Below are 12,127 nucleotides of genomic sequence, written 5' to 3' on the forward strand. Positions count from 1 at the left end.
GCCCGGCCACAAGAGAGTCAGCCGGCGAAAATATGCGCCTGGCCCATCACGTTGAGATTGACCTGTGCACCGGGCCGCAGGCCTTCGCGGCTGACGGTTTTGATCTCGAGCTGTGCGCCGGTGGCCGCCATTTGCAGATTGAGGGTGGAGACGAAGCCGGCGAAATCGATGCCGGTGATCACCGCCTGGCCGCGCTGCGCCGGATCGGATAAACCGATTTGAATCTGCTCCGGGCGCAGCATGATGCGCGCTGAGCCGCTGCGTTGGCGATCGTCGACGGCGATGCGCCCCAATGCGCAGTCTGCCCAGCCCTGCGCCAGTTCGGCGGTCAGCACCAGCGTTTCGCCAAGGAAACTGGCGGTCGGTTCATCGACCGGGCGCAGATAGAGATCTTGCGGCGCGCCCACCTGCGCCAGCCGGCCGTTGCGCATCACCGCCACCTGATCGGCGAACGACAGCGCCTCGCTCTGATCGTGCGTAACCAGAATCGACGCCACTTTGGCCTCCGTCAGCAGTTCGGCCACCGCTTTGCGGGTGGCGGCGCGCAGGCCGGTATCCAACGCCGAGAACGGCTCATCCAGCAACATCAGCCGAGGTTGTTGCGACAAAGCGCGCGCCAGCGCGACCCGCTACTGCTGTCCGCCGGACAACTCGTGCGGCCACAGCGCGGCCAGGCGGCGATCCAGCGCTACCATTTCCATCAGCGCCTCAATACGGTGCTGTTTCTCGCGTTTGCTTCCTTTAAGGCCAAAACCGATGTTGCCGGCAACGGTAAAGTGCGGGAACAGTGCGCCATCCTGCGGGACGAAGCCGATGCCGCGCAGATGCGCCGGCACCCAGCCGCCGCCGTTGCCCATGGCTTGCCCTTGCAGCAGGATCTGGCCGCCGTCGGGGATTTCAAAGCCGGCGATGATGCGCAGCAGGGTGGTTTTGCCGGAGCCGGAAGGGCCGACGATCGCCGTGCGGCTGCCGGCGGCAACCTGCAGGTCGATGTGTTCCAGCACCCTGATGGCATTGTAAGATTTTCCGATACCGTGCAGTTCGAGCGTGCTCATAGTCCCGCCGTACGTTTAGATTGAGAGTAAAGAAGCCAGGTGAGCGGCAGCGACAGCGCCACCATAATCAGCGCATAAGGCGCGGCGGCGACATAGTCTATCTCGCTGGTCAGCGCCCAAAATCCGGTGGCCAGCGTGCGGGTGCCGTTCGGCGCCAGCAGCAGCGTGGCGGTCAGTTCATTGGCGATCGCCAGAAACACCAGCGCGGCGCCCGCAGCGGCGCCCGGCGCCGCCAGCCGCAGCGTGGTGCTCCACAGCGCCTGCGCCGGCGATTTGCCGAGGCTGCGCGCCACGTTTTCCAATTCCACCGGCGCCTGTGCGATACCGGCGCGCAGATTGATCAGCGCCCGCGGCATAAACATCAGCAGATATGCCAGCAGCAGGGTGATTTCGGTCTGGTAAATCGGCCGGAAGCTGTGAATGGTGATGGTCACCAGCGCCAGCGCCACCACGATACCAGGCAGCGAGCTGGTCACGTAGTTGCAGCCTTCCAGCACCCGATACAGCCGGGCCGGATAGCGTACCGACAGCCAGGCCATCGGAATGGCGCACAGCGTAATCAACAATGCGCCAGCGGCGGACAGCGACAGCGTTTGCCACAGCGCGGGCCACAGCTCGGCGTTACGCCACACCTCGAATCCACCCAGCCAAAGCCAGCGGGCCAGGGTGATGAAAGGCACGCCCAGCGCCAACGCGGTCAGCGCGATCGGCAGCAGCAGCGCCAGTGCGGCGAACGGCGCTGACAGGCGACGCGGCGTTTGGCTGCGGGCGCTGCCGGAACCGACGCGGGCATAGCGCGCGCGGCCGCGGCTTATCGCCTCAAGCAACAGTAACCCCAGGCAGCACAGCACCAACACGCCGGCCAGCATGTTGGCCGCCGGGCCGTTGAAGGTCGACTGGAACTGATCGAAGATCGCGGTGGTAAAGGTATCGAAACGGATCATGGCGTACAGGCCATACTCCGCCAGCAGGTGCAGCGCGATCAGCAACGAACCGCCCCAGACCGCCAGCTTCAGCTGCGGCAGCACCACGCGGAAAAACACCGCCGGCGGCCGCGAGCCGAGTGAGGTAGCGACGTCTTCGATACCGGGATCCAGACGGCGCAAGACCGCGGCGGCCGGTAGGTAAATGAACGGGAAATAGGCGAGCACCGAGATGAAAACGCCGGCGCCCAGGCCGTGCATCGACGGCACCAGGCTGATCCAGGCATAGCTTTGCACAAAGGCCGGCACCGCCAACGGCGCGGTGGCCAATACCGCCCAGAGACGGCGGCCCGGCAGCGTGGTGCGTTCGGTCAACCAGGCCAGGGCCACGCCCAGCACGGCGCAGATCGGCAGCGTTAACACCACCAACAGCAGAGTATTCAACAGCAGTTCCGCCACGCGTGGGCGGAAAACCAGTGCTTTGACCGTTTGCCAGCCGGTTTCAAACGCCACGCCGATAACGAATCCCAGCGGCAACAGCGCCAGCAGCGACAGTAACACAGCGCTGGCCATCACGATCGCCCCTGGCCGCGGATGAAGGGGGACAACAGAATAACGCCGCGCGGTCTGCGCGGCGTGGGTACTCAGGTTTGACATAACGATCAAAAACTCTCGGTTTGCCGGCGGGCCTTACAGCAGGCCGGCCTCGGTCATCAGTTCGACCACTTTTTTACTGTTCAGCTGCGCGGCGTCTACTTTCGGTGCGTCCAGATCTTTCAGCGGCACCAGTTTCGGGTTGGAGGCCGCACCGACGCCGACGGCGTATTCGAAGGCATTGTTGGTGCGCAGGATCTCCTGGCCCTGTTTGCCGGTGATCCACTTGATGAAGGCCTGCGCCTGCTGCTGATGCTTGCTGGAAGCCAGCACGCCGCCGCCGGAGATGCTGACGAATGCGCCCGGATCCTGATGTTTGAAGTAATACAGCTTGATGTTGTTGCTGTTCTCGCCGGTTTTAGCGCCGTCGACGAACGGGTAGTAATGATAGATCACGCCGCTGTCGATCTGGCCGGCATTGACCGCTTTCATCACCGTGCTGTTGCCTTTATAGGCGGTAAAGTTGGTTTTCATCGCTTTCAGCCACTCCAGCGTGGCTTTCTCGCCTTTCAGCGCCAGCAGCGCGCTGACGATCGCCTGGAAATCGGCGCCCGATGGCGAAGCGGCCCAGCGGCCTTTCCATTCCGGCTTGGCCAGATCCAGCAGCGACTTCGGCAACTGCGCGTCGGTCAGTTTGGCCGGGTTGTAGACGAACACGGTAGAACGGGCGGCGATGCCGGTCCAGCGGCCGTGGCTGGGGCGATATTGCGGCTCTACCTGGGCCAACGTCGCGGCGTCCAGCGGGGCGAACAGCTTGGCGTTATCCACCAACACCATCGCCGGGGAGTTTTCCGTCAGGAACACGTCGGCAGGCGAGGCGCTGCCTTCCTGCACCAGCTGATTGCCCAGCTCGCTGTCGCCGCCGTTGCGCAGCGTGACTTTGATGCCGGTGTCTTTGGTAAACCCGTCGACCCAGGATTTCACCAGATTTTCATGCTGGGCGTTGTAAATAACGATGCCCTGGTCGGCGGAGGCCGCCTGAGCGCCAAAGGCCAGCATCATCGAGGAGGCGAGCAGGGCGACGGGGCCGAGAGATGAAATACGCAGCTTCATGCAGTTATCCTTTTTAGCGTTCGAATGAAGAAAATGAATATCGCCTGGCAAGCGCAAGCAGGCCGATTTTAGCCAAGAACATCAATAATGATAGTGAAAACGATTCGTATTAAATTATTTTTGACGATCGCTCACAAAATGAATTGCCCTAAGGATACGTTAAGCTTCGGCTGGAATAATCTATATTGATTGCCTGAATTTATGTCACCGCCGATTCACGGCGTTCCCGGCGGCAATGCCGGTCTCCGCGTTTATCCTCGTGTTCTTTATCGTTCCGTCACCAGTACTCCTTTGATAATGAAAGAAATTCAACACCGCTTTTGGTTATGACTCATAGCGATTAATGATTTAATTTATTCCACTGCCTCATTGCATATTGAACGCGATAAAACACTCATCAGGGATATCGACGTGAAATATTCATTCAATAGCAAGAAATTGGTTGGTTTAATCATCCTGGCTTTTAACGCGACGGTCGCACAGGCGGCCGAGGTGCCGGCGGGCGCTAAACTGGCGGCGGCGCAAGAACTGGTGCGCGCCAACGGGTATGAACCGGCGACGCTGGATCCAAACCTGGCCGAGAGCAATGTGGAGTTCTACATCTTCAACGATCTGTTCGAAGGCTTGCTGCGCGTCGGAAAAGACGGCGAAGTGATCCCGGCGCTGGCACAGAAGTGGGAGCACCAGGGCAACGTCTGGACTTTCCATCTGCGGCCGCAGGCCAAGTGGTCGAACGGCGATCCGGTCACCGCCGACGATTTCGTCTACAGTTGGCAGCGCCTCACCGATCCGAAAACCGCGTCGCCGTACGGCAGCTATCTGGCTTCGGCCTACGTGCTGAACGCGGCGGCGATCAACGCCGGCAGCAAGCCACCGAGCGAGCTGGGCGTCAAGGCGCTGGATGCGCACACCCTGCAGGTGACGCTGTCGGAGCCCAACTCCTATCTGCTCAAACAACTGGTGCATTTTCCGGTCTTGCCGGTTAACCGCAAGGTGGTGGAGCAGTACGGCAAAAACTGGACTCAACCGGCGCATTTTGTCGGCAACGGCGCGTTCCGCCTCAGCCAGTGGGTGGTGAACGAAAAGGTGGTGGTGGAACGCAATCCGCAGTATTGGGACAACGCCAACACCGTGCTCAACAAGGTGACGTTCTTGCCGATACAGGGATTCCCGGAAGTGGCGCGTTTTCGCGCCGGCGAGGTGGAATTGGGGTATACCACGCCGCCGGAGCTGTATCAGCAGCTGAAAAAAACGCTCGGTGAGCAACAGCTGGTGACCTATCCGCTGCTCTCCACCAGCTATTTCGCCTTCAACAACCGCCAGGCGCCGTTCAACGACGTGCGGGTGCGTCAGGCGCTGAATCTGGCGCTGGATAAAGAGATCATCGCCGGCAAGGTGCTGGGATATGGCCAGCAGCCGGCCTGGACCTTTACCCCAACGGGGGCGGGCGGCTATCGCCTGCAGCCCGGCGCCGCGGCCGGCTGGACGCCGGAACAACGGCACGCCCAGGCGAAGCAACTGCTGGCGCAGGCCGGTTTCAACGCCGAGCATCCGCTGCGCTTTACCGTGCTGTACAGTAACGACGCCACCATCAAGAAGATCGTCATCGCCGCCGCCGCCATGTGGAAAAAGAACCTCGGGGTAGAGGCCACCTTGCAAAGCCAGGAGCGTAAAGTGACGCTGGATAATATCAACCGCGGGCAGTACGGCGTGGCCTTTACTCGATGGCTGGCGGATTACAACGATCCGTCTACTTTCCTGAACGTGTTCCGTTCCGACAGCAGCGAAAACAGCCCCAAATACCGCAATCCGGAGTACGACCGCATTCTGCATCAGGCGACGGCGGCGCCGACACCGCAGCAGGTGCAGCAGTATTTCCAGCAGGCCGAGGCGGTGCTGGCCGTCGATACGCCGGTCGCGCCGGTGTACTACGAAGCCAACGCCACGCTGGTCAAACCTTACGTGAAGGGGATCGACTTTACCCGTCAGGGCGCGCTATACGATAAAAACGTCTACATTCTCGCGCACTGAGAAATAAAAAAACGGCTGATTTATATCAGCCGTTTTTATAGATTCACATTTAATAAAATTATCCTAAATACTCCATAAACGACGGGCAATCTTTTCTTCCCGCCGGATAAAACAACGCCTATACTGCGCCGGTAGTTTATATGCAGTATCTCGTTTGGCGAGGCTCCTATACAAACACAGGTTACTGATCTGACGACATCGAGAGATGCCCAAGGTTAAGACAGGCTTTATCGGATTAAGGTTCAGCCCAAAGTAACTTCCGAGCAACAATTCGGATACGTTGTATAGTGCTAAAACCTGGACGCGGAGATAGGCAGTCTGCACTCCCTCTGTGGTTACGCCCCTATGCGATTCGCTGTTGAAGTTCACAACAGAAATAGGGACTGACAAAATGATCAAGTCACATCAATACTCTTCTTCTCCGGCGCTGCGCGCGACTGAAACTCTCGATGAAACTTCAGTTGCCGGTTATATGAACGCCGATTTTATTACCGTTCCCGCGACGATGACGGTCACGCATGCCCGGGAATATTTACTCTCGCAGCTAAAAACGGACGAAATTCCCACCCGGGTCTTTATTACCGCGGACGACTATCATTTGCGCGGCACGCTGTCGGTGAAAAAACTGCTGCAGTGCGACGATGAGGATAAAGCGGTCGGCGTAATGATGGATTACAGCTATTTCCAGGTTTCACCCGACGACGATCGCAATGACGTGGCGCATCTGCTGGGCAAAGGCGGTTTGGACGTGGTGCCGGTCGTGGCGAACAACACGCTGGTCGGCGTGCTGGGCGAGCGCGAGATCGCTCGGCTGGTCGAAGATGAAAACACCGAAGACGCGCAGCGTCAGGGCGCGAGCCTGCCGCTGGACAAGCCTTATCTGGAGACCAGCCCGTGGGCGCTGTGGCGCAAACGCTCGGTGTGGCTGCTGATGTTGTTCGTGGCCGAAGCTTACACCGGCAACGTGCTGAAAGCGTTTGAAGATCAGCTCGAAGCGGCGATTGCGCTGGCGTTCTTCATCCCGTTGCTGATCGGCACCGGCGGCAACAGCGGCACTCAGATCACCTCGACGCTGGTGCGTGCTATGGCGCTGGGCGAGGTCAGCCTGCGCAATCTGGGCGCAGTGATCCGCAAAGAGGTCACGACCTCGCTGCTGATCGCCGTCACCATCGGTCTGGCGGCCTGGGTGCGCGCCTGGATCATGGGCGTCGGCATGGAGGTGACGCTGGTGGTCAGCCTGTCGCTGGTGGCGATCACCGTATGGAGCGCCATTGTTTCGTCGATCATCCCGATGCTGCTGAAACGGCTCGGTATCGATCCAGCGGTGGTGTCGGCGCCGTTTATCGCCACCTTTATCGACGGCACCGGCCTGATTATTTATTTCAAAATCGCCCAGCACGTCCTGGGAATTTAAACGGGTCCCGCGCTTGAAAGCGCGGGAATGTTGCCAAAAAGAGGAGGACGTTAAAAAACCATGGATACCGACCAACCCCGATATTTAACGCAAGGGGCTTTTATCGATAACATTTAACCTGAGGACAAAATAATGGGAAACATGACTATTTTTATGGGATTCCTGGCAATGATCAGCTCGCTGGGCCTGTTGGCGGCCTATATGAGCACCAAATGGGATGATTGATGAACGCTAAAGATCCGCCTAGATGCATCCTCCCCGTAACCGCTATTTATTATGGGGAGGATTTAGTGGCGCGCTGAACGCGCGGCCTGATACGGGAGTTGATAATAATGACGATTCTTATTTTGGGATTGCTCTACGCCATTTTAATGATCTCGGTGGGCGTTAATGAGATTTATTTTTATTCCACCGGAAAATCCAATTTTCTTACTAGCCTCATGCTGACATTCTCTGGCAGTATGCTGCTGATCGCCTTTGTCTGGCAATTATCCGCTAAAGTAAAAAAATAAATCACCGTCTGAATGTGAGCAGCATCATGCAGAATGAAAAACAGGCCGTGGCCAGAAACTCGATGATTGCCAGCGGGGTGCTGGCCACGGGCAAATTCGTCGCCGGCATTTTTACCGGCAGTATTGGCCTGATATCCGAAGGGATCCACTCTTTCACCGATTTTATCGCCACCAGCATCACCTGGCTGGCGGTGCGCATCAGCGATAAACCCGCCGATGACGATCACCACTTCGGCCACGGCAAAGTGGAAAACCTGGCGGCGCTGTTCGAAGTGCTGTTGTTGCTGGGCGCCGCCGGTTGGATTGTCTATGAGGCGGGCAGCAGCCTGCTCGGGCAACCGCATGAGATTGTCGCGGCGCCGGTGGTGATCGCGGTGTTGCTGATCTCCATCTGCGTCGATTTCTTCCGCGTGCGGGCGCTCAACCGCGTCGCCAAAGCCACCGACAGCGCGGCGCTGGAGGCGGATGCGCTGCATTTCTTCTCCGACATGCTTTCATCCGGCGTGGTGCTGCTGGGCATGGTGTTTGTGCTGCTAGGCTTTGGCCGTGCGGACGCCATCGCCGCGCTGATCGTCGCCGGTTTTATCTTTGTCGCCGCAATCAAGCTCGGTAAACGCTCCTTCGACTCGTTGATGGATACTGCGCCCGCCGGAGCCACCGAAGCGATTCGCGCCACGCTGGACAGCTTTCCGGCGGTGCTGGCCTGCGACAGCGTGCGCATTCGCAACGCCGGCGCCGTAATGTTTGTCGAGATCACGGTGGCGGTGTGCCGCACCTTGCCGCTGGAGCGCATCGATACGTTGAAGCGAGAAATCATCGAACGGCTGCGGGAGCAGTACGCCAGGGCGGAATTCACCGTCATCGCGGTGCCGCAGACCCGCAGCGACGAAGACATGGCGACGCGCATTCGGGCGATTGCCGCCAACCACGGCGCGCAGGTGCAGAATGTGACCTTGCAGCAGTTGCCGACGCGTATGGCGATCGGCATGGATTTGGCGGTGCCGGCCCACGTCAGCGTGGCGCAGGCGCATGACATCGCCACGGAAATAGAAGGGATCCTGCGCCAGGCGATCGGCGAAGACACTGAAATAGAGACGCACCTGGAGCCGCAGACGCCGCACTGGCTGACCAGCGAGGATGTCGATGCGGTGGAGCTGGCCGCTATTCGCCGCATCCTGCAATCGGCGCTGGAGCAGGGGGAGAATGTGCAAGACGTACACAACATCCGTGCGCGCAAGACCGACGGCGGCATCATCGTCAACTTCCACTGCCGCGTGTCGCCGGTGGTAACCATCGCCGCCGCGCACGATGCGGTCGATCGGGTCGAGCGGCGGCTGCGCGCGCTTTATCCGGCCATCACGCGCGCGATAGGGCACGTCGAGCCGATCAAGCCCGGCATTTGAATCAGCGCGGCCAACTGCGGGTAGAGCACCGCGTTGGCCAGCAGCAGCGGGTTGCCGCGCCGCAGCCCGTTGTTGTGCATAAAGTCATTCGCCACGCCGCCGGCTTCGCGCGTCAGCACCAGTCCAGGCAGACTGTCCCAGGCATTCATGTGCGGTTCGTAATAGCCCAGCAGCCGTCCGGCGGCCACCTGGGCGGTCATCAACGCGCCGGAGCCGCTGCGCACAAACATTCCTCCCGCCTGCAGCAGGCGACAGAGAAAGCCGCTGAATTCCGCCGCCGAGGCGCGCGGTGATATCCCGACGCCCATCACGCCATCCGCAACGCTGCGCCCGGCATGCACGCCTATCGGTTCCCCGTTGAGGAAGGCGCCGCCGCCGCGGCAGGCGCGGAACATCTCGCGGTGGTTGGGATCGTAGACCACACCGATCGTCGGCTCGCCGTCGATCACCACGCCTATCGCGATACACCAGGTATGCAATCCGTTCAGGAAGCAGGCGGTGCCATCGATAGGATCGACGACCCAAACGCAGGCGGCGTGCTCGCCGCTGCTGCCGCTCTTTTCGCCGAGAAAGCCATCCTGGGGAAACCGGCGATTGATCATGCGGCGGATCAGCGCTTCGACGCGGCGGTCGGCTTCGCTGACCACGTCCTGCAGCCCCTGTTTAAAGTCGACCGCCAGGCTTTGCCGCCGTTGATAAAAGCTGAAAGCGAGATCGGCGGCGGCGCGGGCGATCTCACGCGCGAAGCGGTAGCGCGCCTCGATGTCCCGTGGGGAAAGTGAAGTCATGGCAGGCTCGATAGCAAAGAACGAATCGATTTACTCTGCCATAAAAGAATGAACGTAATGTGTCGTTCAACGCGGCGGATAATAAAAACGTAGCAGTATCAGGGCGTCGTGGGCTGAAAGCGGTTCGGTCTTGGCCTCGGCCGGTATTATCGAGCGCCAAAACGCCAGCCCGCGCGGATTATCCTGGCTGACCGACAGCGACCAACCGCCGGGATGCTGCGCGAACAAGGAATGAGCGGCCCGTTGTCCCAGCCCGTTGCGTCGCCATTCGGGTTTGATGTAGAACTCCGCCATTTCGACGGTGGCGCTATCCAGACGCCTGACCAACGCGAAACCGGCGGTTTGCCGATCGCTCAACATCAAATAAGGGTAGCGGCCGACCTCGCGCCAGTAGAGCGGCAGATAGGGGTAATCTCCATCGGCGCCCAACTCGCGAAGGCAATCGGACAGCATGGCCGCCAGCAGTGGCCGCTGCGAGAGTGAGGCTTGCTCAAGGGAAAATGCCATGTCGCACTCCATCAAAAAACAGGCCGCCGGATGGCGGCCTGTCAAGGTTAGCCCAGATGCAACCGGGCGGTGATGTCGGCAATCTCGCGGCGCCAGCGCGCCTGAAGCTCCGGTTTCTGATGCTTCGGCTTGCGCGCCAGGTCGGCCTCCAATTTGCTTTCGAGGGCAAACAGAGCGGTCAACAGCGCTTCTTCGCCTTCCAATCGATCGTCCGGCGTCGGGCCATCAGCATTAGCCCTGTCCGCCGTCGGCAGTACCGGCGCTTCGCCCGCCAGGCGCTGATACACCGGCGCCAGATCGTGCCACTCCTCCAGTTTTTGCTGGTCGATCAGCCAAAAGCGGTTGCAGCTCTGTTCGATCAGCATCCTGTCGTGGGTAACCAGCATGACGGCGCCGGGGAACTGGCGCAGCGTTTCCGCCAGCTCCTCTTTGCCCGCCATGTCCAGGTGGTTGGTGGGCTCGTCCAGCAGCAGCAGCGAATGGTTGGCCAGCGTCAGACCGACGAACAGCAGCCGCGAACGCTCGCCACCGCTCAGCGAACGGATCTGCTGATGGTGGCGCAGGTAAGGAAAACCGGCGCCGATCAGCGCCATTTTCCGCTGTTCCTCGGTCAGCGGTGCAAACTGCGCCAACGCGTCGCTCAACGTGTCTTCATCGCGCAGCTGTTGCAGGCTCTGATCGTAATAGCCGATGCGCACGCGCGGATGGAACAGCGCCGGGCGCTGCGTTTGTTGCTGATACTCACGCCACAACAGGCGCAGCAGCGACGATTTACCGCAGCCGTTGCGCCCGACGATGGCGATGCGATCGCCGCTTTTCACGCGCAGATGTTCGAGGCTGAACAGCACCGGCGCATCCGGCGCCGGGCGCACCGCCCAGTGCGGCAGCGCCAGCAGGCGATCGGCATCCAGCGCTTCTCCCTGCAGCCGCAACCGCCACGGGCTGCCGGCGGTCAGGGTGGTCTGTTCTTCCTTCAACCGATCGACGCGCTTCTCCATTTGCTTGGCCTTGCGCGCCAGATCTTCGTTGTCGTAGACCTTGCCCCAGGTCGCCAGGCGTTTGGCGCTTTTTTCCACCCGGTCTATCTCTTTCTGCTCGGCGTAGCGCCGCTGTTCGTCCGCGGCGTCCTGTTCCGCCAGCGCGGTGCGCGCCGCAGAGCAGGGCAAACGGAAGAACTGCAGCGTTTTGTCGCGCAGGATCCAGGTGCAGTTAGTCACCTGATCGAGCAGGTAGCGATCGTGCGACACCAGCACGAAGCTGCCGGCCCAGCTGCGCAAGAACTGTTCCAGCCACAGCAGCGTGGGCAGGTCCAGGTGGTTGCTGGGTTCGTCGAGCAACAGCAGATCGGGTTGGCGGATCAACGCGCGCGCCAACAGCAGCCGCGTATGCTGGCCGCCGCTGAGGGTGCTGGCGGTCAACGTCCAGCTCGCCGGTTCAAACCCCAGCTCGGCCAGTAACGCTTCACAGCGCCAGCGTTCACTGAGGTGTTGGCCCACAGGCAGCCGCGCCAGCACCGCATCCAGCAGGGTGCAGGTGTGCAGCTCCGGCGGCAGGTGCTGCTCGATGCGCGCCATCAGACATTGGTGTGACAATGTCACTGAACCGGTGTGCGCAGGTAGGTCGCCGCTGAGAATTTGCAGCAGGGTGCTTTTGCCGCAGCCGTTATCGCCGATCAAACCGATGCGATCGCCTTTTTTCAGGCTGAAGGATATCTCGCTCAGCAGGACGCCGAACGCGTTGTCGTAACCGACAGATTGTGCAGACAGTAATGTGCTCATTGCTTACTC

At 60.4% G+C, this 12,127-nt stretch carries 10 protein-coding genes, 1 pseudogene and 1 riboswitch; of the genes and pseudogenes, 5 read left to right on the plus strand and 6 right to left on the minus strand.

The genetic code is table 11. From position 1 onward, the window contains the following. Window positions 1–17: 17 nt before the first annotated feature. The 3 genes and pseudogenes from ACJ8HA_RS05270 to ACJ8HA_RS05280 all read right to left on the minus strand — a co-directional run bounded on the left by ACJ8HA_RS05270 (window position 18) and on the right by ACJ8HA_RS05280 (window position 3,685). Window positions 18–1,055: pseudogene (locus tag ACJ8HA_RS05270) on the minus strand (ABC transporter ATP-binding protein). Continuing rightward, a complete protein-coding gene (locus ACJ8HA_RS05275; RefSeq protein WP_043143484.1) occupies window positions 1,052–2,635 on the minus strand; it encodes an ABC transporter permease in 1,584 nt (527 codons plus the stop codon). The pseudogene ACJ8HA_RS05270 and the gene ACJ8HA_RS05275 overlap by 4 nt, the downstream one beginning before the upstream one ends. A gap of 33 nt (window positions 2,636–2,668) precedes the next feature. After that, window positions 2,669–3,685 (minus strand): iron ABC transporter substrate-binding protein, encoded by a 1,017-nt coding sequence (locus ACJ8HA_RS05280; RefSeq protein WP_043143486.1) that lies wholly within the window; start codon window positions 3,683–3,685, stop codon window positions 2,669–2,671. Window positions 3,686–4,096: 411 nt separating this feature from the next. Here ACJ8HA_RS05280 and ACJ8HA_RS05285 point away from each other — a divergent pair, with 411 nt between their 5' ends. From ACJ8HA_RS05285 to ACJ8HA_RS05305, 5 genes are all read left to right on the plus strand, one after another. After that, window positions 4,097–5,716 (plus strand): ABC transporter substrate-binding protein, encoded by a 1,620-nt coding sequence (locus tag ACJ8HA_RS05285; protein ID WP_442515227.1) that lies wholly within the window; start codon window positions 4,097–4,099, stop codon window positions 5,714–5,716. Between the two features lie 142 nt (window positions 5,717–5,858). Continuing rightward, window positions 5,859–6,032, plus strand: a riboswitch (M-box (ykoK) riboswitch). A gap of 75 nt (window positions 6,033–6,107) precedes the next feature. Then, a complete protein-coding gene (locus tag ACJ8HA_RS05290) occupies window positions 6,108–7,130 on the plus strand; it encodes a magnesium transporter (RefSeq protein ID WP_025302916.1) in 1,023 nt (340 codons plus the stop codon). Window positions 7,131–7,262: 132 nt separating this feature from the next. Beyond that, window positions 7,263–7,355, plus strand: coding sequence for a protein MgtS (gene mgtS / locus ACJ8HA_RS05295; RefSeq protein ID WP_004938109.1), 93 nt, complete (start codon window positions 7,263–7,265; stop codon window positions 7,353–7,355). Between the two features lie 107 nt (window positions 7,356–7,462). Next, window positions 7,463–7,642 (plus strand): hypothetical protein, encoded by a 180-nt coding sequence (locus ACJ8HA_RS05300; protein WP_025302915.1) that lies wholly within the window; start codon window positions 7,463–7,465, stop codon window positions 7,640–7,642. A gap of 26 nt (window positions 7,643–7,668) precedes the next feature. Further along, entirely contained in the window at window positions 7,669–9,045 is a 1,377-nt protein-coding gene (locus tag ACJ8HA_RS05305; RefSeq protein WP_060433122.1) for a cation diffusion facilitator family transporter, read from the plus strand. Here the strand turns inward: ACJ8HA_RS05305 and ACJ8HA_RS05310 are convergent. From ACJ8HA_RS05310 to ACJ8HA_RS05320, 3 genes are all read right to left on the minus strand, one after another. Beyond that, entirely contained in the window at window positions 8,988–9,833 is an 846-nt protein-coding gene (locus tag ACJ8HA_RS05310; RefSeq protein ID WP_442515228.1) for an inositol monophosphatase family protein, read from the minus strand. The two genes, ACJ8HA_RS05305 and ACJ8HA_RS05310, sit on opposite strands and share 58 nt — an antisense overlap. Window positions 9,834–9,899: 66 nt before the next feature. Further along, a complete protein-coding gene (locus tag ACJ8HA_RS05315) occupies window positions 9,900–10,340 on the minus strand; it encodes a GNAT family N-acetyltransferase (RefSeq protein ID WP_043143491.1) in 441 nt (146 codons plus the stop codon). 47 nt (window positions 10,341–10,387) lie between these two features. Next, window positions 10,388–12,118: an ABC-F family ATP-binding cassette domain-containing protein gene (locus tag ACJ8HA_RS05320; protein ID WP_442515229.1), complete on the minus strand. Its 1,731-nt coding sequence runs from the start codon at window positions 12,116–12,118 to the stop codon at window positions 10,388–10,390. Between the last annotated feature and the right edge of the window lie 9 nt (window positions 12,119–12,127).

This window comes from Serratia sp. CY33802 (assembly GCF_052169095.1).
In the GTDB taxonomy this organism is placed as follows: Bacteria; Pseudomonadota; Gammaproteobacteria; order Enterobacterales; family Enterobacteriaceae; genus Serratia; species Serratia bockelmannii.